A 24,839-nucleotide genomic window follows, 5' to 3' on the forward strand; every position below is an offset into this window, starting at 1 on the left:
CAGGAAGGAGGACCGCGTCCGACACGATCCGTGACGCGTCTCGGGGCGACACGTGACGCGATCTGCGTCACACGTCGCCCGGCGAAGCGCGCCGAACCTGGTTCATCAGCGTGCACGAACCCCCGGGTGCCCGCGCGCCGAAACGGGCCGGTGCCCTGGTTCCTCCCGCTTCGTCCCGCGGTTCACGGCGCCTGGGCGGGACGAAGCGCGTCGCTCGATCGCGTCGTCGACCCGCGGCGTGCGACTCGCGTCGCTCGATCGCGTCAGTCGCGCACGCGCAGGACGAGCGCGTCGCCCTGCCCGCCGCCCCCGCAGAGCGCCGCGGCCCCGACGCCGCCACCGCGGCGGCGCAGCGCGAGCGCGAGGTGCAGCGCGAGCCGCGCCCCGGACGCGCCGACGGGGTGGCCGAGCGCGATCGCGCCGCCGTCCGTGTTGACGACCTCTGCGTCGACGCCGAGGTCGGCGACCGACTGCAGCGCGACGGCGGCGAACGCCTCGTTGATCTCCACGAGGTCGAGCTCCGACGCCGCGAGGCCCTCGCGCTTGAGCGCCGCCTCGATCGCGCGCGCGGGCTGGGAGTGCAGGGAGTTGTCGGGCCCCGCCACCTGGCCGGCGGCACCGATCTCGGCGAGCCAGGTCAGCCCGTTGCGCTTCGCGAAGGCGCGGCTCGCGACGACGACGGCCGCCGCGCCGTCGGACAGCGGCGAGCTCGACCCCGCGGTGATCGTCCCGTCCGGGACGAAGGCGGGGCGCAGGCGCTCCAGCGCCTCGAGCGTCGTGTCCGCCCGCACGCCCTCGTCGTGCTCGACGACGACCGGCTCGCCCTTGCGCTTAGGCACGCTGACGGGCGCGATCTCCTCGGCGAGCCGACCGGCGTCGCGCGCGGCGGCCGCGCGCTGGTGCGAGCGCAGCGCGTAGGCGTCCTGCTCGGGGCGGCCGATGCTGCGCGTCGCGCAGCCGCGGTCGGTGAGCTCGCCCATCACCTCGCCGCTGAACGGGTCGTCCAGGCCGTCGTGCGTGAGCGAGTCGGCCATGGTGACGTCGCCGAACGCGAAGCCGGCGCGCGAGTCCAGCACGAGGTGCGGGGCGTTCGTCATGGACTCCTGGCCGCCGGCCACGACGACGCCCGCCTCGCCGGTGCGCACGAGCCGCGCCGCGTCGATGATCGCGGTGAGCCCCGACAGGCAGAGCTTGTTGATCGTCACGGTCGGGACCTCCCAGCCGATCCCGGCGCGGATCGCGGCCTGCCGGGCCGGGCCCTGCTTGGCGCCGGCTTGGACGACCTGCCCGACGATCACCGTGTCCACCTGCTCGGGCCGCACGCCCGCGGCAGCCAGTGCGCCGCGGATCGCGTGCGCACCGAGCTCGGCCGCCGACAGCGACGCGAGCGCGCCGCGGAACCGGGCGAACGGCGTCCGCGCGCCGTGCAGGAGGACCGGGGTGACCTCGTCCTCGGAGGTGACGGCCGCGCCGTCGGGCACGGTGCTGGCGGTGGCGTCGCTGCTCATGGGGCTCCGTCCGGGGGTGCGGCTACAGGTGGTGACGAGAAGGGCCCCGGCGCCGCGAGGAGGGGCGGAGCGGCGCCGGGGCGCGGGTGGGGAGCCGGGCGCTCAGACGAACGCGGAGACGCCCGTGATGTCGCGGCCGACGATGAGCGCCTGCACCGACTCGGTGCCCTCGTACGTGTGCAGGGCCTCGATGTCGGCGAAGTGCCGGGCGACGCGGTTGCCGAGGAGGATGCCGTTGCCGCCGAGCAGGTCGCGCGCGGTCGACGCGATCTCGCGGGCGCCGCGCGTGCACGTGTACTTCGCGAGCGACGCCTGCGGGCCGGTGAGCGTGCCCTCCTCCGCGTGCTGCGTCATGCGCGCCACGAGGAGCTGGAGCTGCGTGAGCGTCGACAGCATCCGCGTGAGGCGTTCCTGGATCATCTGGTTCGCCGCGAGCGGGCGGCCGAACTGCACCCGCTGCGTCGCGTACGCGACCGCCGTCTCGTAGCAGGCGATCGCGTGCCCGACGGCGGCCCACGCCACCCCGAGGCGCGTCGCGAACAGCACGCGCGACGTGTCCTTGAACGACCGCGCGCCCGGCAGGGCGTTCCCGGCGGGGACGAAGACGTCGTCGAGCACGACGCGCGCCTGCCAGATCGCGCGCAGCGACACCTTGCCGGTGATCGTCGTGCCCGTGTAGCCGGGGGAGTCCTGCGGGACGACGAAGCCGTGGACCTGGCCGTCCGCCCACTCGTCGTCGGCATCGCCGACGGCGCGCGCCCACACGACCGTGATGTCGCCCGACGAGCCGTTGCCGATCCACTTCTTCTCGCCGTTCAGCACGTAGCCCTCGACGCCGTCGCGGGTCTCGCGGCGGGCCGTCGTCTCGAGGGAGACCGAGTCGGAGCCGTGCGTCGGCTCCGTGAGCGCGAAGGCCCCGATGACCTCGCCGCGCGCCATCGGCTCCGCCCAGCGCGCGCGCTGCTCGTCGGAGCCGAGCATCTGGATCGAGCGCAGCGCGAGGCCGCCCTGGACGCCGCAGATCGTCGCGACCGAGCCGTCGCCGCGCGACATCTCCATCGCGGCGAGGCCGGCCCCGAGGTGGCTGACGCGCTCGCGGCCGTCGACGTCGACGCCGTCGCGCAGGAGGTCGAGCTCGCCCATGCGCTTGACGAGCCCGAGCGGGACCTCGGCGCGCTCCCAGTACTCGTCGATGACGGGCAGCACCTCGTCCTGGACGAACTGCCGCACGCGCTGCTGGTGGGCGCGGTCGGCGTCCGTGGCGTGGGCGAACGCCCCCGCGTAGTCGACGTCGAGGGGCGTCGTGAGGTCGTACGCGGGCTCGGTGACACCGGGCATGATCGGCGGGGTGGGCATCGGTGCTCCTGTGCTCGACGGTCGGACGGCGCGCGGAGGTCCTCCCGCGCTGCTCGTCCCATCGTGCGCCGAGACGGCGTCTCAGGTCAAGCGATACTCCGTATCAGTGAAGCGGCGTATCGCTCGTGTCGTCGCGTCAGCCGAGCGTGGGCGCTCCGGCGGCGGCCGCCTCGGCCGTCGCGCGCCGGTTGACGCGCCACCACACGAAGAACCCGACGAGCGTGAACGCGCCGTAGAACACGTACATGAACGCGGACGCGTAGTACCCGGCAGAGACGAGCAGGGCACGCCCACGATGTCGACCGCGACCCAGACCAGCCAGAACTCGACCCAGCCCTTCGCCATGCCGTAGGTCGCGAGGAGCGAGCCCATGAAGATCCAGGCGTCCGCCCACACCGGCTCGAAGGAGCCCAGGGCGCGGAACAGCGGGGTGAGCAGGGCCGTGCCGAGGACCAGGGCGAGCACGAGGCCGATGCGCTGCCGCGCCGTCGCCCACTGCGGGACCACGGAGACGCCATGGCTGTCGGCGTCCGCGTCACCCAGCCGCTGCTGGGTGCGCCGCCACTGCACCCACCCGTACACCGACACGACGACGAACATGACCTGCCGACCGGCCTGGCCGAGCAGGTTCACGGGGTTGGGCGTCGCGAACACCGCGCCGAGGAACACCGTGAGCAGCAGCAGGTTGCCGACGATGCCCACGGGCCACGCCCACACCTTGCGCCGCATGCCGCCCAGCGCCGACGCCAGGCCGAACCCGTTGCCGACGATCTCGCGCCACAGCAGGTGCTGGTCGCCGATCGTGAGCTGCGCGTCGAACAGCGCCATCAGGTCCATCGGATGTCCCTCGTCCTCCCGGGCACGGAGGGCTCCGGGGCGAGGGCGGGCGTCGGGTGGTCGCGGCCCGTCAGGTCCGGACGCCTTCGCTCACCACGGCGGGGCCGGTCGCCTCGGGTGCGGGCTCGTCGAGTGCTCGACGGACCCGTCCCCGCGGGGACGGCCGCGCCGCACGTGCTTCCTCCCATCCGGACTGTCACCGTCGGTCCTGGAGTTCCACCAGGTCAACCGCGCGTAGGGCGCGGGTCGCGGACTGTCACCGCCGGCTCGGAATTGCACCGACCCCGGAGCACGTTCGTGCGTACTGCGTTCTGCAACCCCCGATCCTACCCGCGCATTCCCCGCGGGTCAGGCGAGGGCGTCGCGCACGGCGCGGGCGACGGCGTCCGCGACGCCGTCCGGGTCGGGGCCGGGCTCGACCACGGTCACGACGACGCGAGACGCACCGTCGCGAGCGGCGACGGCGCTCGCGACCTGGGCCGTCGCGGCGTCGCCCTCGGCCGGGCCGCGGCCGACGGCGGCCCGGCGCAGCTCGGCGAACGCCTCCTCGAGCTGCGGGCGCAGGTCCTGCTCAGAGTTGCGCAGCCAGCGGCGCAGCAGCGCGTTGTGCACGGCGACCACGGACGCGGCGAACGCGATGGACGCCGTCGAGCGGCGCCTGTCCGGCGGCAGGGCGTCGCGCAGGTACGCGGTGAACGCCCGCTCGTAGCGGTGCGTGGTGACGAGCTCGCGGTCGCGCAGGGCGGGCACCTGCTGGAGCAGGTGCCACCGCGCGATCGACGTCTCGCGCTGACCGACGTGGTGGTCGAACACCAGGCGGGCCGCGCGGCACACCTCGAGGTAGGGGTCGACCGCCGGGTCCGGCTCGAGGTTCCCCGCGGCGTCGGGCACCGGCCGTGTGGACGCGAGCATGACGACGACCTCGTCGAGGAGCAGCTCGTGGTCCGCGAAGACCACGTCCTCCTTCGAGCGGAACCGGCGGAAGAACGTGGCGCGGCTGACCTGCGCGGCGTCGGCGATCTCCTCGACGGTGGTCTGCTCGTACCCGTTGCGTGTGAAGAGCTCGATCGCTGCGTCGACGGCCTGGGCGTGGGTGCGGCTGCGGACGTCGGTCATGCCTGCCGACGGTACACCGGTACCGGTCGCACGCCGGGTGCCTCGCCGTCGTCGCACCGACGTCGCGCTGACCCCGCGCCGACGTCGCACCGACCGCTCGCCGGTGCCAGGGTGGGACGGTGACCGGAACCCCGCGCGTGCACTCCCTCCACGTCGCCAAGGCGCGCCGTCTGCCGACCCGGACCGTCCCGGAGGTCGAGGCGGAGGAGGGGCGCGGCCTCGTCGGCGACCGCTACCACGGGTCCAAGCACCGGCACGTGACGATCCAGACGCTCGCGGACCTCGCCGCGGCGTCCGAGGCCCTCGGGCAGGAGATCGACCCCGGCCTCACCCGGCGCAACGTCACGCTGGACCACGGCGACCTGCCGACCAAACCCGGCTCGTTCCTGCGCCTCGGCGACGTCGAGCTGCAGGTGCTGCGCATCGCCGCGCCGTGCCGGCTCCTCGACGACTGGATCGCACCCGGCGCGATGCGCTCGATGCACAACCGTGGCGGCGTCGTGTGCCGGCTGCTGACGTCGGGGACGATCCACGTCGGCGACGAAGCGCGCTGGGAGGCTCCGCAGGGCTGACCGCTCCGCAGGGCTGACCGGAGAGGACCCGGCGCGGACTCAGAGCGCGAGCCGGTAGAACCGCAGGAGCGCGAAGTCGTCGACGGGCAGCACCCCGAGACCCGCGAAGCCTGCCTCGCGCGCGTACCGGCGCAGCGTGGCGGGCCGCATGACCGTCCCCGTCCCGGCGGACGGCCGGGCGGACAGGCCGTCGGGCAGGCACACGAACAGGCTGTACCCGTACATGATCCGGTCGACGTCGCCCGCCGGGGCCGCGAACTCGTCCGCGACGGCCTCGTCGACGACGACCACGACCCCGTCGGGCCGCACGGCCCGCCGCACCGCGTCGAGCACCTCGACCGGCCGTGGCATGTCGTGCACGCACTCGAACGCGAACGCCGCGTCGAACGGCTCGGTGGCGCGCAGCTCGGCCGCGTCGGCGTGGTGGAACACGACCCGGTCCGTCAGCCCCGCCTCGGCCGCCGCGGCCCGTGCAGCGTCCACGGAGGGCTGGTCGACGTCGACGCCGTGGACCACTGCACCGGGGTACGCCCGTGCGATCGCGAGGGTCGACCAGCCGAACCCGCAGCCGACGTCGACCACGCGCGCCCCCGGTCGGGAGAGCACGTCGTGCACCTCGGGGAGCCGGGCGAGCGTCGGCGCGAGCCGGTGCTCGAACCACGGCCGGTTGACGTCCGCCTGCGCCTCGCGCGCGTCGTCACCGAGCTGGTCCCACGAGACGCCGCCACCCGTGCGGTAGGCCTCGAGCAGGTGCGGCAGCTGCGGCCCGACCGCGCCGAGGAACCGGGCGAGCGGGGCCGAGTAGGCGAGCGACGACCCGTTCGTCAACACCTCGGCGTGCGCGGCGGGGAGCGCGTAGCGGCGCTCGCGGGCGACGTCGGCCGGGTCGGCGTCCAGCGCGGGCCCGGCGCCCGGGTCCTCCGCGACGAGGAACCCCGACGCGGCCTGCTGCTCGAGCCACTCGCGGGCGTAACGCTCGTCCGTGCCGGTGGCCTCGGCGAGCGCGGTCGAGGTCAGCGGTCCCGCCCCGACCAGCGCGCGGTACCAGCCGAGCCGGTCGCCCACGTGGACGGCGAGCATGTCGATCGCGCCGAGCGCCGCCGCGAACAGGCGCTCGGCGAACGCGTCGACCACCGGGTCGGCGAGCGCGTCCGCGGTCGTCGCGGCGGCGGTCTCCTCGTCCGTGGTGCCCATCGGTGCTCCGTCCGGGACGTTGGCCGGGCGCTCGCCGCGGGGCGGCGGCGCCCGTCCCTCGACGGTAGACCCGGGTCGGTCCGTCGTCGAGGGGTGGGCCGGCGCAGCGCGGGCGAAACCCGTCTCGGGGCGGAGCGCCGACCCGGAGGCCGCGGGTCACCGCCGCGGGGCCCTCGCGGTCGCCCGCGCGTGCCGAGGTGGTGCCGGAGACGGACGGCACGCGCTCCGGTCGGCTGGGCTCAGGCGCCGAGGAACGCGTTCATCGCGAGCCAGGAGAACAGCACCGCGCCGGCCACGACGGCGACGGCGACGACCCAGCCGTTCGCCCGCTCGACCGGCGGGACCGTCCGGCGCGCCGCACCGGTGGCGCGACGGCGGGCGGCGCGGGCTGCGGGACGGGCCGTCGACGTCGTCGCGCGGGCGAGGGGCTGGCTGGTCACGGGTACCTCCGGAGCTCACGGCGCCGCTGCCCGACGCCGGGACCCAGTCTTCGCCACCGGGCGCTGCGTGCGCGTCGTCCGTCCGACGGATCCTGCGCTCGGCCGACGTGCGACCTGCGGATGACACCGCGGGGCCCGTGCGTCGGCGAGCCGCGCCGGCCACGACGGCGGGATGCCGCGACCAGGTCAGCGCGGCGCGTTCTCCTGGTACCGCGGGCCGCGCCGACCGCCCCGGGCGACACGCTGCAGGTAGCGGACCTCGCGCAGCGCCACCGCCGCGGCGACCGCGAGCGGTACCCAGGCCCACACCCGTCCGCGCAGCACGAGCGTGAGGCACGCCAGCGCGACGACGACCCCGCCGAGCACCGTCGCGACGCTCGACCAGCGCGTGCCGGTCCGGACGTCGTCGGCCCGCCGCCACCACGCGCGCAGGCGCGCGACGAGCCGGCTCATCCCGCACGCTCCTCGGGGCGTGCCAGCGCCACGCCCTCGAGGCTGCGCAACGCCATCCGCAGCGCGTCGGAGCGGGACAGGTCGCCCTCGTCCGCCATCGACCACGCGTTGAAGAGCATCCACCACAGGGTGCGCAGCAGCCACGGGACGCTGAGCTGGTCGTCGAGCACCCCGTCCTCCTGCCCGCGCCGCAAGAGCTGCCGGACGGGCTCCTCCGCCTCCTCGGCGTCGGCCCAGAAGGCAGTCTCTCCCTCGGCCATCTCGTTGAACAGCACCATGTACCAGGGCCCGAGCTCGAAGTACTCGAAGGCGAGGCGGCGCAGAGCGGCGGCGGGGTCGCCGTCGTCGACCCGGGCGGCGGCGATCGCGGCGCGGGTCCGTTCGACGGCCTCGGCGGCGATCGCCTCGACGAGGTCGGTGCGCTCCGGGAAGTAGCGGTGGAGGGTGGTGCGGCCAACCTGCGCCGCCTGCGCGACGTCGGACAGCGACGCGGACCGGTCGGAGCTCAGCACGGTCGCCGCGGCCTCGAGGATCGCACGGCGGGTCCGGGCGCGCGCCGCCGTCTCCCGGGCGCCCGCGTCCGCGGCCTCCACGTCGCTGCGCGGGGCGGCCCCGCTCGTCCGTACCGTCACGCGCTCACTGTAACGAGCGCGGGAGTGGCACACATCTTGCCGAGAGTGGAACATTCATGTTCCACTGAGATGCCGACGCGCTTCGCGTCCGGCGGCTCGACGAACCCCGCAGGCGCTGTCATCCCCGGTTGACAGCAGATCGGATGTCCACCATGGTCGACCGCACGGCCACCGACGCCGCGACGCCGCCCGCAGGCCCCTTCCTGCCTCGCCTCCGGGTGCTGTGGGAGTTCGTGCGACCGCACCGACGCACGCTCCTGCTCGGCCTCGTCCTGGGCCTCGGCACGACCGCCGCGACGCTCGCGACGCCCATGGTGACGAAGTGGGTGCTCGACACGCTCGGCACAGGTCGGTCGCTCACCCCCGCGGTCCTCACCCTCGTCGGGCTCCTCGTCGTCGGGCTCGTGCTCGGGCTCTGGCAATGGGTGCTGCTCGGGACGCTGGCCGAGCGGGTCGTGCTCGACGCCCGGTCGTCCATGGTGCGCCGGTACTTCCGCGCCCGCGTCGGCGCGGTGTCGGGACGCTCGGCCGGAGAGCTCGTCACGCGCGTCACGTCCGACACGGTGCTGCTGCGCGAGGCCGCGTCCTCGAGCCTCGTCAACCTCGTCAACCTCGCGGTGTCCTTGGTCGGGACGATCGTGCTCATGGGCGTCCTCGACATCGTGCTGCTCGGGACGACGCTGGGGGCGATCGTCGTCGTCGGGGTGCTCGTCGGAGCGCTCATGCCGCGGATCGCCAAGGCGCAGGAGCGCGCGCAGGAGTCGCTCGGCAGCCTGGGCGGCACGCTCGAGGGCGGTCTGCGGGCGATCCGGACGATCAAGGCGAGCCGGGCCGAGGGGCGGCAGGTCGACCGGGTGCTGGACGACGCACAGGCGTCGGCACGCCACAGCGTCCGCGCGGTGCGGACCGAGGCGGTCGCCTGGACGATCGCGGGCGGCGGCATCCAGCTCGCGATCATCGTCGTCCTCGCCCTGGGCGCATGGCGCGTGGACCAGGGGCTCCTCGCCGTGTCCGGCCTCGTCGCCTTCCTGCTCTACGCGTTCCAGATCGTCGAGCCGGTCACCGGCCTCACCATGAACGTCACCCAGCTGCAGGCGGGCATCGCCGCCGCCGGCCGCATCCGCGACGTCCAGGGCATCGAGACGGAGGAGGGCGAGGCCCGGGACCCGGCGGCGCGGAGCCCGCGCGAGACCGTCGCGGAGGCGGGTTACGACGGCGCCCCGCGGCTCGCGCTGCGCGGTGTGACGGCGCGCTACCTTCCCGGCGGAGAGCCCGTCGTGCGCGACCTCGACCTCGACGTGCCGCGGCGCGGGCAGGTCGCGATCGTGGGGCCCTCGGGCGCGGGGAAGACGACGACGTTCTCGCTGCTGCTGCGCTTCCTCCAGCCCGAGTCGGGCGAGATCCTGCTCGACGGCGTGCCGTACGACGCGCTGTCCTACGACGACGTCCGTCGCCGGTTCGCCTACGTCGAGCAGGAGACGCCCGTCGTCCCGGGCACGATCCGCGAGAACCTCCGGCTCTCGACCCCGGACGCGACCGAGGACGCGATGTGGGCGGCGCTCGCGAAGGTGCGTCTCGACACCAAGGTCCGTTCGCTCGAGGACGGGCTGGACACGTCGCTCGTCGGGACGACGGTCTCCGGCGGTGAGCGTCAGCGCGTCGCGCTCGCGCGCGCCGTCCTGCACGCGCCCGACGTGCTGCTGCTCGACGAGGCCACCGCCCAGGTGGACGGGCTCACCGAGGCCGCCGTGCACACCGTCATCGGCGAGCTGGCGCGCGAGCGTGCCGTCGTCACGATCGCGCACCGGCTCTCCACCGTCATCGACGCCGACCTCATCCTCGTCATGGAGGCGGGGCGGGTGCGAGCACGGGGCACGCACACGGAGCTGCTCGCGAGCGACGAGCTCTACCGCGAGCTCGTCGCCGCGCTGCGCATCGCGACCGACGAGGCGCCCGCCCGCGTGTGACTCCCGGCGGCGAGTCCGCGGCACGACGAGGTCGTCAGAGCGTCGCGACCTGAGGTGCCCCCTCGGCGACGACCTTCTCGAACACGGTCTGGTCCGCCTCGAACTGCGTGCCGGGGATCGGCCAGTGCAGCACGATCTCCGTGATGCCCGCGTCCGCGTACCCGGCGGCGGTCTCGACGAACGCGTCGACCGAGTCCAGCGGCCGGTCCGGGGTGAAGCCGGTCAGCAGCACGCGCTCCATCGTCGCGGGTTCCCGACCCGCGTCGACGCACGCCTCCTCCAGGCGCCGCACCTGGTCCCGGACGCCGTCGCGCGCGTCGGCCGCCGTCGCGCCGTCGCGCAGCTCGCCGTCGCCCGTCGTCACCCACGCCTGGCCGTAGCGCGCGGTCAGGCGCAGCCCGCGGGGCCCGTTGGCCGCGATCGCGAACGGGACGCGCGGCGACTGGACCGGACCCGGGATCGTGCGCGCCTCGTGCGCGCGGTAGTGGCCCTCGTCGTGCGTCACCGCGGGCTCGGTCAGGAGACGGTCGAGGAGCGCCGTGAAGTCGCGGAGCCGGTCGGCGCGCTCGCCCGGGGGCCACGGCTGGCCGCCGAGCACCGTCGCGTCGAAGCCCGTCGTCCCGGCGCCCAGCCCGACGGTGAGGCGCCCGCCCGACAGGTCGTCGAGGGTCATGACGTCCTTCGCGAACGTCACCGGCTCGCGGAAGTTCGGCGACGTCACGAGCGTGCCCAGACGCAGCCGCTCGGTGACGCCCGCGGCGGCGGCCAGCGTCGGCACCGCGCCGAACCACGGGCCGTCGCGGAACGAGCGCCACGACAGGTGGTCGTACGTGTAGGCGGCGTGGAGACCGAGGTCGTCGGCCGCCCGCCACACCTCGCGGCCCTCGCGCCACGGGTAGATCGGCAGGATCACGGTGCTCACGCGCATGGCACGACTCTACGGGCGCGGCCCTCTAGGGTGGCCGGTGTGATCCAGCACACCGTCGCCTTCCGTCTCGTGCACGCCCCCGACAGCCCGGAGGAGGCGCAGTTCCTCGCCGACGCACGGCGGACCCTCACCGCGATCCCCGGCGTCCGGGACTTCACCGTCTCGCGCCAGGTCAGCGCGAAGAGCGCGCTGTCCTTCCAGTTCTCCATGGTGTTCGACGACGACGCCGCCTACGCCGCGTACGACGCCCACCCGGCGCACCGGTCGTTCGTCGCCGACCGCTGGACGACGGAGGTCGCGGAGTTCCAGGAGCTCGACCTCGTCCCGCTCGCCCAGGGCTGACGACGGCACCGCGGCGCTCGCAGGCCCGGGGCACACCGCGCCGTCGGGCAGACTGGCGCCATGACCCAGATCGACCTGCGCATCTTCACGGAGCCCCAGCAGGGCGCCTCCTACGACGACCTCCTCGCCGTCGCGAAGGCCACCGAGGACCTCGGCTTCGACGCCTTCTTCCGCTCCGACCACTACCTCGTCATGGGCGACGCGACGGCATGCCGGGCCCCACCGACGCCTGGACGACGCTCGCGGGCCTCGCGCGCGAGACGAGCCGCATCCGCCTCGGGACGCTCATGTCGTCCGCGACGTTCCGTCACCCGGGCGTGCTCGCGATCCAGGCCGCGCAGGTCGACCAGATGTCCGGCGGGCGCGTCGAGCTCGGCCTCGGCGCCGGCTGGTACGCCCGCGAGCACGAGGCGTACGGCATCCCATTCCCGGCGAAGCGGTTCGGGATCCTCGAGGAGCAGCTCGCCGTCGTCACCGGGCTGTGGGAGACGCCGGTCGGCGAGACCTTCAGCTTCTCGGGCGAGCACTACACGCTCGTCGACGCCCCGGCCCTGCCCAAGCCTGCCCAGGACCGCGTCCCGGTCATCGTGGGCGGCCACGGCCCCCGGCGCACGCCCGCGCTCGCGGCGCGCTACGCGAGCGAGTTCAACGTCGCGTTCCCCGACCCGGGCGTGCTGCCCGACCGCATCGAGAACGTGCGCGCCGCGTGCCTCGACGCCGACCGCGACCCCGACTCGCTCGTCTACTCCGCCGCGTTCGTCATCGCGATCGGCAAGGACGAGGCCGAGTTCCGCCGCCGCGCCGAGGCGATCGGCCGCGACCCCGAGGAGGTGCGCCGCAACGGCGTCGCCGGCACCGTCGCGGAGGCCGCCGACACGCTCGCCGCCGCCGCCGAGCAGGGCGTCACGCGCTTCTACCTCCAGGTGCTCGACCTGCACGACCTCGACCACCTGCAGCTCGTCGCCGACGAGGTCCGGCCCCAGCTGGGCTGACGCACGACGGGAGCCGCCGTAGACGGGAGCCGCCGAGCCCCGGGTCGGGCACCGTTCGCCGTCGTGAAGGGTGCGACCCGGGGCTCGGCAGGCCCGGGCGCCCGTTCGACGGCACGTCCGCGGGCGCGAAACCGTGGCGTGACGTCCGGGCACTACCCTGCACCGGGGGTTTCCCCAGGGACGTCACGGACAGGAGAGTCATGAGCGCCATCGGCTGGCGGGTGCACGGGGACGGCAAGCGCGTGGCGCCGGGGGACGTCGTCGACCCCGGCGAGCGGCTGACCTGGCCGCGCACCATCGGCATCGGCATGCAGCACGTCGTCGCGATGTTCGGCGCGACGTTCCTCGTGCCCCTCATCACCGGGTTCTCCCCGGCGACCACCCTGTTCTTCTCGGCGCTCGGCACCGCCGTCTTCCTGCTGATCACGCGGAACCGGCTGCCCAGCTACCTCGGGTCGAGCTTCGCGTTCATCGCGCCGATCGGCGCCGCGACGGCGTCGCAGGGCCAGGCGGTCGCCGTCGGCGGCATCCTCGTCACCGGTCTGGTGCTCGCGGCGGTGGGCCTCGTCGTGCACCTCGCCGGGGCGCGGTGGATCGACGTCGTCATGCCGCCCATCGTCACCGGCACGATCGTCGCGCTCATCGGGCTCAACCTCGCGCCCACGGCGTGGACGAACGTCGAGCAGGCGCCCGTCACCGCCGTCGTGACGCTCACGGCGATCATCCTCGTCACGGTGCTGTTCAAGGGCATCCTCGGGCGGCTGTCGATCCTCGTCGGCGTGGTCGTGGGGTACGTCGTCGCGGTGGTCCAGGGCGAGGTCGACTTCGCCGCGGTGCGCGACGCCGCGTGGTTCGGCCTCCCGCAGTTCGTCGCGCCGTCGTTCGACGTCGCCGTCCTCGGCCTCTTCGTGCCCGTCGTGCTCGTGCTCGTCGCGGAGAACGTCGGCCACGTGAAGTCGGTCGCCGCGATGACCGGCCAGAACCTCGACGCGATGACCGGCCGCGCCCTCCTCGCCGACGGCGTCGCGACGACGCTCGCGGGCGTCGGCGGCGGCTCCGGCACCACCACCTACGCCGAGAACATCGGCGTCATGGCCGCCACGCGCGTGTACTCCACGGCGGCCTACTGGGTCGCGGCGGCGACGGCTCTCGTGCTGTCGCTCTCCCCGAAGTTCGGCGCGCTCGTCGCAACCATCCCGGCGGGCGTGCTCGGCGGGGCGACGACCCTGCTCTACGGCATGATCGGCGTCCTCGGCGCGCGCATCTGGGTGCAGAACCGCGTCGACTTCTCCGACCCGGTCAACCTCACCACCGCCGCGGTGCCGCTCGTCATCGGCATCGCGAACTTCACGTGGGTCGCCGGCGAGCTCACGTTCGAGGGCATCGCGCTCGGGACTGCGGCGGCGCTCGTGATCTACCACCTGATGCGGGTCGTCTCACGCTGGCGCGGCACGGGCCAGGAGCCGGCCAGCCCGGCGTCGGCCCCGGGCGGCGACGAGCACGTCGTCCACGACGCGCACTGACCCGCCGAACCCGGGGTTGTGCGCGGCTCCGGTGGCCGAACCCCGGGTTGTGCGCGGCTCCGGTGGCCGAACCCCGGGTTGTGCGGCAGGCGTGGCCGTTCGTGACGCACGACCGGGGTTCGGCAGGACGGCGTGGCCGGCAAGCCCGGGTTTGGCGAGCGGCTCACGCTGCTCGGTGTCGCTCGCACGCCCGGAGCGCCCGGCGCACCGCACGCGCGGTGGCGCCCTGCGTCCGCACGTCGTGCCAGGTGAAGCGCAGGACTGCGGCGACGTCCGCCGTGACGAGGTCGTTGTGCCGCGCACGGTCCGCGAACGCGGCGTCGGGCGTGTCGTGGATCTCGGCGCCGTCGACCTCCGCGACGAGCCAGCGTCCGTCGTCGACCCGCCAGCCGAGGTCGGCCCGGCGTCGTGCGCCGCTCGCGCCGGCGAGCTCGACCTGCAGCGCGTCGGGCGGGACGCCGCCGTCCACGCAGTCGAGGCGGGCCCACGTCTCGAGCGGCGACTCCGACCTCCCGTCGGCGAGCTCCCACCACGCGTGCGTCCGCGCGACGCCCCTGCGCCCACGCGCATGGTCGTGCGCCCGGGCGAGAGCCGGCGCATCGAGGAGACCGAGGTGCAGCGCGGAGTCCATCATGGAGACGGACGGCTCACGGTCGAGCTCGGGCACCGCCTGTGCGAGCGCCCACTCCGGGCTCGCGACGAACCGGTCGCCGACCCGCACGACCGTCATCCCGTCGTCGAACATGCGCAACCGGATCCCGTCCCGGGACTCCAGAGCACGCCCTCCGGGCAGGGCCGCCTCGGGGACGACCCGGCCCGGAAGACCCACCACGCCGAGCAGCGCCAGGGCGCACGGGCCGACGGCGATCGCGCTCGGCCCGAAGGCGAGCAGCGCGGCCCACGCCGCGCGACGGCGCCGGCGGTCGACCGGTCGTCGCGCGCCCGGCGTCGGGTCGGTGTCGTACACGCCACGCGTGATGCGGCTCCACGCGCCGGTGCGGACGAGCCGGTCGACGACCCGGAGGGTGAGCCCTCCGTCACGGCACTGCCGGGTGGAAACGAGGCCCTCCTGTGCGGCAGCGACGACGAGGAGATCCTCCGGCACGGGCTGGCAAGGTGTGGGCACGGCCTCATCGCACCGGAGATCGGTGCCGAGCGGTCGGCGTCACGCACGGGCTGTGGACGGGACGGTCGCTGTCCGGGCCTGTGGAGAACCGCCAGAGGTGCCGCGACGCTACGCCGGGTGCCGCGGCGTCGGGCACGGCCGCTGCCGCGAGCCCCGGGACACACACCGATCCGGCCGTTGAGCGGTAGGCGTCCACGGGTTCGGCGCGCGAGGAGTGCGCAACCCAGCGTTCGACCGGCTGTGGGTCGATCCCCGGGTTGTCGACCGCTGAGCCGGCGGAACGGTGCGTAACTCGGGGTTCGGCGCGCCGAGGAGTGCGCAACCTGGGGTTCGGCGCGCGAACGGTGCGCAACCCGGGGTTCGGCAGGCGGAGGAACCCGTAACCCGGGGTTCGGCGGACGAAGGTCAGAGGCGCAGACCGAGCGTGACGCCGCCGAGGCCGTCGCCGCAGAGCTCCGTGAAGCCCAGGTGCCGGTAGAACCCGACGGCCCGGGCGTGTCGGCCGCGACGCCGAGGTGGACCCCGGGGGACCCGGCGGAGCGCAGGGCGTCGAGGAGCGTCTCGATGAGGCGGCGCCCGTTGCCGCCGCCCTGCGCGGCGGGGAGCAGGTCGACGTGCAGGTGCGAGGGGTGGGAGGCGACGACGTCGGCAGGCGCCGTCGGCGGGTCGTGGACGAGTCGCACGAGGGCGTCGTCGCGCGACCCATCGGGGAACGCGCCGAGCGGGTAGCGCTCGCGCAGCGCCGGCCACCAGCGCTCCTCGCACGCCGCCTCGAACGCCGCGGTGTCGCGCGCGCCGAGCACGTAGCCGACGGCCGCTCCCGCGTCGTCGACGACGAACGCGAGGTCCGGCTCGAGCGCGAGGTACGCCCCGAGGTACACCTCCCCGAGGAGGCGCGGGTCGGCGTACAGGGCGGTCGCGTCGCCGCCGGACGCGCCGGTGCGCAGGCAGACGTCGTAGAGCCGGTCGACCTCGGCGGGGTCGGCGGTCCGGGCCGGGCGGATCGGCAGGCCGGTCATCGGGATCGCCGCCGTCCACAGGGCCGCATGGGCACGGGCCGCAGGGTCACGGCTCGACGGGGCCGCGCCCGGTGAGGGCGCCGGGCGTCGGGACCGCGGAGGCGACCGTCGTCCTCGTCGGACACGACGAAGGGTGGGGTCTCAGCCCGCCGCCGCATCCTCGCCCGCCGCCTCCTGGCCCTCCGCGGTCGCGTCGTCGCCCCCCTCGGCGGGCGGCACGGGCAGGGGGCGCGGCGTGATCTCCTCGACGGGGACGCAGCCTTCGCGGCTCTCGAGCGGGACGTCGGCGGCGATGCCGACCAGCTCGCTGTCCACGATGTCGTCGAAGTCCTCGCCGATGTAGAGGGTGACGGTGGCGTCCTCGCGCGCGTCGAGCACCAGACCCGGCTCGGGGTAGTGGGCCGCGAGCGTGTACGCCGCGGGCACGCCGGCCGCGCCTGCGTGGATCTGCGTGCGCTCCATGAGGTCGGGCCCGTCCTCGCCGTCGAGGTCCGGCGCGTTGCCGATCGCGTCGATCGCGAAGCCGCGCTCGGTGAGGACGTCCTCGTTGAGACCGGCCAGCGGCTCGCTCTTGCCGGAGGCGTTGAGGATCGTGACGTGGACGTCGCCCGCCGGGACGGGCAGCGTGCCGTCGGGCACGCACGGGACGGGCACCTCGGCCAGCGGGTCCGTCTCCTCCGGTGTCGTGAACGGGCGGTCGAACGGCGCGTCGATGGCGCCCGTGTACACCGCCAGCGCGCCGAGCCCCGTGACCGCGAGCGCCGCGATGAGCAGCCCGAAGACGACGGCCTGGCGCTCGTGCATGCGCCGCCGGCGCACGGTGCGGGCCTGGTCGGGCTGGTTCGTCACGCCTGAAACCTACCGGACGACCGACGTCATCGGACGGTCAGGACGCGGGCGTGGAGGATGGCGCGCTGCTGGAGCGCGGCGCGCACGGCGCGGTGCAGCCCGTCCTCGAGGTAGAGCACGCCTCGTACTCGACGACGTGGGCGAACAGGTCGCCGAAGAAGGTCGAGTCCTCGGCGAGCAGGGCGTCGAGGTGGAGCGTGCGCTTCGTGGTCACGAGCTCGTCGAGGCGGACCTGGCGCGGCGGCACCTCGGCCCAGTCCTGGGCGGTCACCCTCCCGTGGTCCGGGTAGGGGCGCCCGTCGCCGACGGCCTTGAAGATCATGCGGGACATCCTAGGGGTCGTGGGGCGCCACGTCCCGCACGTCCGCCGCGAAGGTCACGTGTCGGTCACCAACGGCTCACGTACCGCCCGGTATCCGTTGTGCGCGCGGCCGTGCGGGGGGCGCAGGTCAGGATGCCGTCAGGGGCGCGCCGCCGGGCGCAGGGTTCCGTCAGGACGCGGGTGCGCGACGTCGTCCCGGTCGTAGAACGGGATCGTGCGCAGCCCGCGCACCGGCCGGCGCCGTGGGGCGCCCGGCCGCCCCGGCTCGAGAAGGTGTCCTCCCATGGCCGACGTGGCCTACCTCCTCCTCACGGTGGCGTTCTTCGCCACCGTCGCGCTCGTCGCGCGTCGTCACGGCTCGTCGGGAGGTGCCCGGTGATGCTGCTCGACTGGATCGCCCTGGTCGCCGTCGTCGGCGTGCTGGGCTACCTGTTCGTCGCGCTGCTGCGCAGCGACCGGGCGCGGTGAGCGCCGGCATGTCGTCCACCGTCGACGCCGCGACGGTGTGGGCCGCCGTCGGCCAGGTCGCGCTGCTCGTCGCCGCCCTCGCCGCGGTGCACGCGCCGCTCGGCGCGTACATGGCGCGCGTCTACACCTCCCCGCGGCACCTGCGCGTCGAGCACGCCGGGTACCGGCTCGCCCGCGTGGACCCGGACGCCGAGCAGACCTGGAGCACCTACTGCTGTCCCTGCTGGGGTTCTCGCTCGTGTCCGTCCTCGTGCTGTACGGGCTCGGCCGCCTCCAGGAGCACCTGCCGCTGGACCTCGGGTTCACGGGCCTGGACCCCGCCGGGGCCTGGAACAGCGCCGTCTCGTTCGTGACGAACACGAACTGGCAGTGGTACTCGGGCGAGGCCGCCGCCGGGCACCTGCTCCAGATGGCCGGCTTCGCCGTCCAGAACTTCGTCTCCGCCGCGGTCGGCATGTCCGTCGCGATCGCGCTCGTGCGCGGGTTCGCCCGCTCCGGGACCGCGCGCGGGTCGGCAACTTCTGGGCCGACCTCACCCGGTCGGTCGTGCGGATCCTGCTGCCGGTGGCGTTCGTCGCCGCCGTCGTGCTCGTGGCGAGCGGCGTGATCCAGAGCTTCGCCCCGCACACCGCGGTCGAGACGCTCGCGGGCGGCACGCAGCACGTGCTCGGCGGGCCGGTCGCTCCCAGGAGGCCATCAAGGAGCTCGGCACGAACGGCGGCGGGTTCTTCAACGCGAACTCCGCCCACCCGCTCGAGAACCCGAACCCGGTCACCAACCTGGTCGAGATCTTCCTGCTGCTCGTCATCCCGTTCACGCTGCCGCGCACCTTCGGTCTCCTCGTCGGCGACCGTCGGCAGGGGTGGGCCGTCCTCGGCGCGATGGCGGCGCTGTTCGTCGTCGCGCTGACCCTGGTGACCTGGGCCGAGCTCGCCGGCCCGGGCGCGCGCCGCAGGCCGCGGGCGGCGCGACGGAGGGCAAGGAGACACGGTTCGGCCTCGCGGCGAGCGCGCTCTTCGCGACGTCGACCACCGGCACCTCGACCGGTGCCGTCAACGCGATGCACGACTCGCTGACCGCACCGGGCGGTGGGGTGGTGCTCTTCACCATGCTCCTCGGCGAGATCGCCCCGGGCGGCGTGGGCGCGGGCCTCTACGGCATGCTCGTGCTCGCCGTGGTCGCGGTCTTCGTCGCCGGGCTCATGGTCGGCCGTACGCCCGAGTACCTCGGCAAGAAGGTCGGCCGTCAGGAGATCACGCTCGTCGCGCTGTACATCCTCACGCGCCCGCCGTCGTGCTCGTCGGCACGGCGCTGTCCGTGGTGCTGCCGGACGGGCTGGCCGGGCAGCAGGAGGGCGGGCCGCACGGCCTGTCCGAGGTGCTGTACGCGTTCGCGTCCGCCGGCAACAACAACGGGTCCGCCTTCGCCGGTCTCTCGGTCGGGACGCCGTACTACAACACCCTGCTCGGGCTCGCCATGCTCGTCGGCCGCTTCGTGCCGATCGCGCTCGTCCTGGCGCTCGCGGGGCGGCTCGCCTCCCAGCGGGCCGTGCCGGCGTCGGCCGGCACCCTCCCGACGCACCAGCCGCTGTTCGTCGGCCTGCTGGCCACGGTCGCCCTGGTCGTCGTCGGCCTCACCTTCATCCCCGCCCTGTCTCTCGGTCCCGTCGTGGAGTCCCTCTCATGAGCACGCCGCTCGCCCCCGTCACCCGTCCGTCCGCACCCCACCCTTCGGCGCCTCCCACCGGGGGTGGTGTCACGCCTCCCGAGCGCACCGCCCGCGCGCTGACCTGGGCGCAGGTGCGCTCCGCGCTGCCCTCCGCGCTGCGCAAGCTCGACCCGCGCGAGCTCTCCCGGTCACCGGTCCTCTTTGTCGTCGAGCTGGGCGCCGTCGCGACGACGGCCCTCGCCGCGACGGACCCGGACCTGTTCTCGGTCTCGATCGCCGTGTGGCTGTGGGCGACGGTCGTGTTCGCCACGCTCGCGGAGTCGGTCGCGGAGTCGCGCGGCAAGGCCCAGGCCTCGAGCCTGCGGGCCTCTCAGAAGGGCACGTCGGCGCGCCGGGTCGCCGCGCCCGCGGGCACGCTCGACGGCGGCACCGGCCTGCACCTGCTGCCCACCGTCGAGGTGCCGTCCTCGCGCCTGCAGGTGGGGGACGTCGTCGTGGTCGAGGCCGGAGGGACGATCCCCGGGGACGGTGACGTGATCGAGGGCGTCGCGTCGGTGGACGAGTCCGCGATCACGGGCGAGTCCGCGCCGGTGATCCGCGAGTCCGGCGGCGACCGGTCCGCGGTGACCGGCGGGACGACCGTTCTCTCGGACCGGATCGTCGTGCGGATCACGGCTCCGGCGGGTCACACGTTCGTCGACCGCATGATCGCGCTCGTGGAGGGGAGCGAGCGCCAGCGCACGCCGAACGAGATCGCGCTGAACGTGCTGCTCACCTCGTTGACGATCGTCTTCGTCCTCGCGGTCGCGACGCTGCAGCCGTTCGCGGCGTACTCCGGGGCGAAGCAGTCGCTCGTCGTGCTCGTCGCGCTCCTCGTGTGCCTCATCCCCACGACGATCGGAGCCCTCCTCTCCGCGATCGGCATCGCCGGCATGGACCGGCTCGTGCGCCGCAACGTCCTCGCGATGTCGGGCCGCGCGGTCGAGGCCGCGGGCGACGTCGACGTCCTGCTGCTCGACAAGACGGGCACGATCACGCACGGCAACCGGTTCGCGACCGAGGTGCTGCCGGTGGGTGGGGTCGGCGCGCTCGAGCTCGCGCGGGCGGCGCGCCTGGCGTCCGTCGCGGACGAGACACCCGAGGGCCGCAGCATCGTGGAGCTCGTGGACGGCATGGACGACGGCGCCCGCGACGGTCGCGAGGACGCGGCGCGCGGCGCGCAGCTCATCCCCTTCACCGCGCAGACCCGCATGTCGGGCGTGGACCTGCCCCTGCCCGACGGCGCGGTCCGGCGCCTGCGCAAGGGCGCCGGCAGCGCGGTGCAGCGCTGGGTGGCCTCGACCGGCGGCTCCGTCACCGGGGCGGGCGCCGACGAGCTCGCCGCGCACGTGGAGACCGTGAGCGTGCAGGGCGGCACGCCCCTCGTCGTCGCGGAGCAGGTCGGCGACGCCCCGGCACGGGTCCTCGGGGTCGTGCGGCTCAAGGACGTCGTCAAGGACGGGCTGCGCGAGCGGTTCGACCAGCTGCGCGCGATGGGCATCCGCAGCGTCATGGTCACGGGCGACAACGCGACCACCGCCCGGGCGATCGCGCAGGAGGCGGGCGTCGACGACGTCCTCGCCGAGGCCACGCCCGAGGACAAGCTCGCGCTCATCCGGCGCGAGCAGGAGGGCGGGCGTCTCGTCGCGATGGCCGGCGACGGCACCAACGACGCGCCCGCGCTCGCGCAGTCGGACGTCGGCGTCGCGATGAACACCGGGACGACCGCCGCGAAGGAGGCGGGGAACATGGTGGACCTCGACTCGAACCCGACGAAGCTGCTGGAGATCGTCGAGATCGGCAAGCAGCTGCTCATCACGCGCGGCGCGCTGACGACGTTCTCCGTCGCGAACGACGTCGCGAAGTACTTCGCGATCCTGCCCGCGATGTTCGCCGGCGTGCTGCCGGCGCTCGGCGTGCTCGACGTCATGCGCCTGTCCAGCCCCGAGTCCGCGATCCTCTCGGCCGTGATCTTCAACGCGCTGATCATCGTCGTCCTCGTCCCGCTCGCGCTCCGCGGCGTGCGGTACCGGCCGGCGTCCGCCTCGGCGCTGCTGCGCCGCAACCTCCTCGTCTACGGCGTCGGCGGACTGATCGCCCCGTTCGTCGGCATCAAGCTCGTCGACCTCCTCGTCTCCCTCCTCCCGGGCCTGTGAGCCCGGTGCCGAAAGGAACCCCCGTGCACGACACCTCCTTCTCCCCGGCCGGCAGGTCGACCGGGTCACGCGGCTCGGCCGGCGGTGCCGTCTCCTTCGTGCGCCAGTCCTGGGCCGGGCTGCGCGTGCTGCTCCTCCTGACGGTCCTCCTCGGCGGCCTGTACCCGCTGGCCGTCACCGCGGTCGGGCAGACGGCGTTCGCGTGGCAGGCGAACGGGTCGCTCGTCCGCGCCGACGGCACCCGGGCGACGTCGGTCGACGACGCGGGCGACGACGGCGCACCGGTGATCGGCTCGGCGCTCGTCGGCCAGGACTTCGGCGGGCCCGGCACGCAGCCGCAGTGGTTCCACGGCCGCCCGTCCGCCGGCGGCTACGACACGCTCGCGTCGGGCGGCTCCAACCTGGGCCCGACGAACCCCGACCTGGTCGACGCGATCGAGCAGCGCCGCGCCGCGGTCGCCGCCGAGGACGGCGTCGACCCGGCCACCGTGCCGCCCGACGCCCTCACCGCGTCGGCGTCCGGGCTCGACCCGCACGTGTCCCCGGCGTACGCCGAGCAGCAGGCCGCCCGGGTCGCGGCGGCGCGCGGTCTCGACGTCGCCCAGGTGCGTGCCCTCGTCGAGCAGGAGTCGGCCGGCCGGGTGCTCGGCGTGCTCGGGGACCCGCGCGTGAACGTCCTCGCGCTCAACCTCGCGCTCGAGCGGCTCGACGCCCCGGGCGACGCGCCCCGCGACGCGGACGGCTCCTGACGGCCGCTGCCGCCGGGGACGTGGTGGACTGCTCGCATGAACGCTGAGACGTCGCGGCGCCGGGGGCGGCTCACCGTCTACCTCGGCGCCGCGCCGGGCGTCGGCAAGACCTACGCGATGCTCGACGAGGCGCTGCGGCGCCGCTCCCGCGGCACCGACGTCGTCGTGGGCCTCGTCGAGACGCACGGGCGCGCCGCGACGGCGGCGAAGATCGACGACCTCGAGGTGGTGCCCCGCCGCGTCGTCGGCCACCGCGGGGTGGCGCTCACCGAGCTCGACGTCGACGCGGTCCTCGCGCGCCGCCCCGACGTCGTGCTGGTCGACGAGCTCGCGCACACGAACGCGCCCGGCTCGCGCCACCCCAAGCGGTGGCAGGACGTGCACGACCTGCTCGACGACGGGATCGACGTCGTCACGACGGTCAACGTGCAGCACCTGGAGTCGCTCACGGAGGACGTCGAGGCGATCACGGGCGTGCGCCAGCGCGAGACCGTGCCCGACCACGTCGTGCGCGAGGCCGACCAGATCCAGCTCGTCGACCTCTCGCCCCAGGCGCTGCGCCGGCGCCTCGCGCACGGCAACGTGTACCGCGCCGAGCAGATCGACGCCTCGCTGTCGTCGTACTTCCGCGAGGGCAACCTCACCGCGCTGCGCGAGCTCGCGCTGCTGTGGCTCGCGGACCGGGTCGACGACGCCCTGACGCGGTACCGGACCGAGCACGCGATCTCCGGGACCTGGCCCGCGCGCGAGCGCGTCGTCGTCGCGGTGACGGGCGGGCCGGAGAGCGCGACGCTCCTGCGCCGCGGCGCGCGCATCGCCGAGCGCGCCGCGGGCTCGGAGCTGCTCGCCGTGCACGTCCTCGCGACCGACGGCCTCCCCGCCGCACCGCCCGCCGCGCTCGCGGCCGACCGCGAGCTCGTCGAGTCGCTCGGCGGCACCTTCCACACCGTCGTCGGCGAGGACGTGCCGACGGCGGTCGTCGACTTCGCGCGCGGCGTCAACGCGACCATGGTCGTCGTCGGCGTGTCGCGGCACTCGCGGTGGCGCGAGGCGCTGCTCGGGTCCACGAGCGCGGAGATCGCCCGCCTCTCCGGCGCGCTCGACGTCCACCTCGTCACCCACGAGCGCGCCCGGGCCGGCCGCGTCTCTCGGCGGGCGATCAGCCCGCTGTCCGTCCGGCGCCGCGCGGCCGGCTGGGTGCTCGCCCCCACCGCGCCCGCGCTGCTCACCCTGCTCTTCGACGGCGTCGACGAGCTCGTCGGCCTGCCCACGCAGGTCCTCGTGTTCCTCGCCCTCACGGTCGGCGTCGCGCTCGTCGGCGGGATGTGGCCGGCCCTCGCGTGCGCCGTCGTCTCGTTCCTGGGCATCAACTGGTTCTTCACCCCGCCGACCGGGCTGCTCACCGTGGCGGACCCGGAGAACCTGCTCGCCCTGCTGCTCTTCGTGCTCGTCGCGGTCGCCGTGGCCTCGGTCGTCGACCTGGGCGCGCGGCGGTCGGTCCAGGCCGCCCGCGCCCGTGCGGAGGCGTCGACGCTCGCGGCTCTGTCCCGCTCGGTGCTGGCGGGCGAGGACACCGCGGACGCGCTCGTCTCGCGGCTCGCCGAGACGTTCGCGGTGCGCCGCGCGGTGCTCGAGGAGCGGACCGCGGACCGTCCGGAGGCGCCGTGGTCGGTGATCGCCGAGGCGCGGCGTGCGCCGACGGCCGGGACGGAGCCGGCAGCCGGCCGGCGGGGCACGACGGCGCGCGGCGGCCCGGGCGACGACACGCGGACGCCCGTGCGGATCGACGACGTCCGACGCCTCGTCCTTGAGGGGCGACCCCTGCCTGCGGGCGACCGGCAGGTGCTCGACGCCTTCGCCGCCCAGGCCGGCATCGTCCTGGAGTACCGCCGCCTGCGTGAGCAGGCGTCGCGCGCGGCGGTCCTCGCCGAGGCCGACGCGACGCGGACCGCGCTCCTGGCCGCCGTCTCGCACGACCTGCGCACGCCGCTCGCGGCGATCCGCACGGCGGTGGACGGCTTGCGCGCGCCCGGCGTCGTCCTCGCGCCCGCGGACGAGGAGGCGCTCGTGGAGACCGTGGCGACGGCGACGGGGCGGCTCGAGCAGCTCATCGACAACCTGCTCGACCTGTCGCGCCTGCAGACCGGGGGCGTCGTGCCGTCGCTGCGCGCGGTCTCGCTCGACGAGGTCGTCTGGCCGGCGGTCGACTCGGTGGTCGAGCCGTCCGGGGCCGGGCACGTGGACCTCGTCCTCCCGGAGGACCTGCCGCTCGTGCGGACCGACGCCGGCCTGCTGGAGCGCGTGGTGGCGAACGTCGTCGCCAACGCCGTGCGGTTCTCGCCCGGGGACGTGCGGGTCGGTGCGTCGGCGACGCGCGACGGCGTCGAGCTGCGCGTCGTCGACCGCGGTCCTGGCCTGCCCGAGAGCGCACGGGCGCGGATGTTCGAGCCCTTCCAGCGGCTCGGCGACGCGAGCGGGAGCGGCGTCGGGCTGGGCCTCGCGGTGGCGCAGGGGTTCGCCCGCGCCGTCGGCGCGACGGTCGTCCCGGAGGACACGCCGGGCGGCGGGCTGACGATGGTCGTC

17 protein-coding genes, 7 pseudogenes and 1 riboswitch are annotated in these 24,839 nt (G+C 74.9%); of the genes and pseudogenes, 12 read left to right on the forward strand and 12 right to left on the reverse strand.

The features are described from left to right. Positions 1-263: 263 nt before the first annotated feature. The 4 genes and pseudogenes from BJF88_RS06580 to BJF88_RS06595 all read right to left on the reverse strand — a co-directional run bounded on the left by BJF88_RS06580 (position 264) and on the right by BJF88_RS06595 (position 4,817). Positions 264-1,508 carry an acetyl-CoA C-acyltransferase gene (locus BJF88_RS06580; RefSeq protein ID WP_075828220.1) on the reverse strand — a complete coding sequence of 415 codons (1,245 nt, stop codon included), beginning with the start codon at positions 1,506-1,508 and terminating at the stop codon, positions 264-266. Between the two features lie 102 nt (positions 1,509-1,610). Then, positions 1,611-2,864 carry an acyl-CoA dehydrogenase family protein gene (locus BJF88_RS06585; protein ID WP_075828221.1) on the reverse strand — a complete coding sequence of 418 codons (1,254 nt, stop codon included), beginning with the start codon at positions 2,862-2,864 and terminating at the stop codon, positions 1,611-1,613. Between the two features lie 136 nt (positions 2,865-3,000). Further along, a pseudogene (pnuC, locus tag BJF88_RS06590) lies at positions 3,001-3,701 on the reverse strand (nicotinamide riboside transporter PnuC). A 170-nt stretch (positions 3,702-3,871) separates the two neighbouring features. Continuing rightward, a riboswitch (FMN riboswitch) is annotated at positions 3,872-3,998 on the reverse strand. Between the two features lie 51 nt (positions 3,999-4,049). Beyond that, positions 4,050-4,817, reverse strand: coding sequence for a TetR/AcrR family transcriptional regulator (locus BJF88_RS06595; protein ID WP_075828222.1), 768 nt, complete (start codon positions 4,815-4,817; stop codon positions 4,050-4,052). A 119-nt stretch (positions 4,818-4,936) separates the two neighbouring features. Between BJF88_RS06595 and BJF88_RS06600 the strand changes: the two genes are divergently transcribed. Next, positions 4,937-5,389, forward strand: coding sequence for an MOSC domain-containing protein (locus tag BJF88_RS06600; protein ID WP_139315945.1), 453 nt, complete (start codon positions 4,937-4,939; stop codon positions 5,387-5,389). Positions 5,390-5,428: 39 nt separating this feature from the next. Here the strand turns inward: BJF88_RS06600 and BJF88_RS06605 are convergent, their stop codons facing one another. The 4 genes from BJF88_RS06605 to BJF88_RS06620 form a co-directional block, all read right to left on the reverse strand. Continuing rightward, positions 5,429-6,583, reverse strand: coding sequence for a cyclopropane-fatty-acyl-phospholipid synthase family protein (locus BJF88_RS06605; protein ID WP_083648925.1), 1,155 nt, complete (start codon positions 6,581-6,583; stop codon positions 5,429-5,431). Positions 6,584-6,822: 239 nt separating this feature from the next. Beyond that, positions 6,823-7,023: a hypothetical protein gene (locus BJF88_RS06610; RefSeq protein ID WP_075828223.1), complete on the reverse strand. Its 201-nt coding sequence runs from the start codon at positions 7,021-7,023 to the stop codon at positions 6,823-6,825. Positions 7,024-7,209: 186 nt separating this feature from the next. Then, positions 7,210-7,476: a hypothetical protein gene (locus tag BJF88_RS06615; RefSeq protein ID WP_255371821.1), complete on the reverse strand. Its 267-nt coding sequence runs from the start codon at positions 7,474-7,476 to the stop codon at positions 7,210-7,212. After that, the gene (locus tag BJF88_RS06620; RefSeq protein WP_158068892.1) at positions 7,473-8,108 is read right to left on the reverse strand and encodes a TetR/AcrR family transcriptional regulator; all 636 of its coding nucleotides are present in this window, start codon (positions 8,106-8,108) and stop codon (positions 7,473-7,475) included. The genes BJF88_RS06615 and BJF88_RS06620 overlap by 4 nt, the downstream gene beginning before the upstream one ends. Before the next feature lie 143 nt (positions 8,109-8,251). Here BJF88_RS06620 and BJF88_RS06625 point away from each other — a divergent pair, with 143 nt between their 5' ends. Beyond that, positions 8,252-10,075 carry an ABC transporter ATP-binding protein gene (locus BJF88_RS06625; RefSeq protein WP_083648927.1) on the forward strand — a complete coding sequence of 608 codons (1,824 nt, stop codon included), beginning with the start codon at positions 8,252-8,254 and terminating at the stop codon, positions 10,073-10,075. Between the two features lie 34 nt (positions 10,076-10,109). Here the strand turns inward: BJF88_RS06625 and BJF88_RS06630 are convergent, their stop codons facing one another. After that, on the reverse strand, positions 10,110-11,003 hold the full coding sequence (locus BJF88_RS06630; protein ID WP_075828225.1) for an LLM class flavin-dependent oxidoreductase: 894 nt from the start codon (positions 11,001-11,003) through the stop codon (positions 10,110-10,112). Positions 11,004-11,042: 39 nt separating this feature from the next. Here BJF88_RS06630 and BJF88_RS06635 point away from each other — a divergent pair, with 39 nt between their 5' ends. From BJF88_RS06635 to BJF88_RS06645, 3 genes and pseudogenes are all read left to right on the forward strand, one after another. Beyond that, complete coding sequence (locus BJF88_RS06635) at positions 11,043-11,345, forward strand: Dabb family protein (RefSeq protein WP_075828226.1); 303 nt, start codon at positions 11,043-11,045, stop codon at positions 11,343-11,345. A 69-nt stretch (positions 11,346-11,414) separates the two neighbouring features. After that, a pseudogene (locus BJF88_RS06640) lies at positions 11,415-12,337 on the forward strand (LLM class F420-dependent oxidoreductase). A gap of 200 nt (positions 12,338-12,537) precedes the next feature. Further along, positions 12,538-13,860 (forward strand): uracil-xanthine permease family protein, encoded by a 1,323-nt coding sequence (locus BJF88_RS06645; RefSeq protein WP_075828227.1) that lies wholly within the window; start codon positions 12,538-12,540, stop codon positions 13,858-13,860. 163 nt (positions 13,861-14,023) lie between these two features. Here BJF88_RS06645 and BJF88_RS06650 read toward each other — a convergent pair whose 3' ends face one another. The 3 genes and pseudogenes from BJF88_RS06650 to BJF88_RS06665 all read right to left on the reverse strand — a co-directional run bounded on the left by BJF88_RS06650 (position 14,024) and on the right by BJF88_RS06665 (position 17,176). After that, positions 14,024-14,827, reverse strand: coding sequence for a hypothetical protein (locus BJF88_RS06650; RefSeq protein ID WP_139315946.1), 804 nt, complete (start codon positions 14,825-14,827; stop codon positions 14,024-14,026). Between the two features lie 1,319 nt (positions 14,828-16,146). After that, a complete protein-coding gene (locus tag BJF88_RS06660) occupies positions 16,147-16,854 on the reverse strand; it encodes a LytR C-terminal domain-containing protein (protein WP_255371822.1) in 708 nt (235 codons plus the stop codon). 26 nt (positions 16,855-16,880) lie between these two features. Beyond that, positions 16,881-17,176 (reverse strand): annotated as a pseudogene (locus BJF88_RS06665) (type II toxin-antitoxin system VapB family antitoxin). A gap of 378 nt (positions 17,177-17,554) precedes the next feature. On the opposite strand from BJF88_RS06665, the gene BJF88_RS18165 reads away from it, so the two are divergent. From BJF88_RS18165 to BJF88_RS06685, 7 genes and pseudogenes are all read left to right on the forward strand, one after another. Beyond that, positions 17,555-17,644, forward strand: coding sequence for a potassium-transporting ATPase subunit F (locus tag BJF88_RS18165; protein WP_139315947.1), 90 nt, complete (start codon positions 17,555-17,557; stop codon positions 17,642-17,644). Positions 17,645-17,754: 110 nt separating this feature from the next. Further along, positions 17,755-18,059, forward strand: a pseudogene (locus BJF88_RS21480) (potassium-transporting ATPase subunit KdpA); the annotation flags it as partial. Further along, a pseudogene (locus BJF88_RS21485) lies at positions 18,014-18,534 on the forward strand (potassium-transporting ATPase subunit KdpA); the annotation flags it as partial. The pseudogenes BJF88_RS21480 and BJF88_RS21485, both read left to right, overlap by 46 nt. After that, positions 18,507-19,330, forward strand: a pseudogene (locus tag BJF88_RS21490) (potassium-transporting ATPase subunit KdpA). The pseudogenes BJF88_RS21485 and BJF88_RS21490, both read left to right, overlap by 28 nt. Further along, a complete protein-coding gene (gene kdpB, locus BJF88_RS06675) occupies positions 19,327-21,507 on the forward strand; it encodes a potassium-transporting ATPase subunit KdpB (protein WP_075828229.1) in 2,181 nt (726 codons plus the stop codon). The pseudogene BJF88_RS21490 and the gene kdpB overlap by 4 nt, the downstream one beginning before the upstream one ends. Positions 21,508-21,605: 98 nt before the next feature. Continuing rightward, the gene (gene kdpC / locus BJF88_RS06680) at positions 21,606-22,256 is read left to right on the forward strand and encodes a potassium-transporting ATPase subunit KdpC (RefSeq protein ID WP_075828243.1); all 651 of its coding nucleotides are present in this window, start codon (positions 21,606-21,608) and stop codon (positions 22,254-22,256) included. A gap of 117 nt (positions 22,257-22,373) precedes the next feature. Further along, positions 22,374-24,794, forward strand: a pseudogene (locus BJF88_RS06685) (DUF4118 domain-containing protein); the annotation flags it as partial. Between the last annotated feature and the right edge of the window lie 45 nt (positions 24,795-24,839).

This window comes from Cellulosimicrobium sp. CUA-896, from assembly GCF_001942335.1.
Taxonomy (GTDB): Bacteria; Actinomycetota; Actinomycetes; order Actinomycetales; family Cellulomonadaceae; genus Cellulosimicrobium.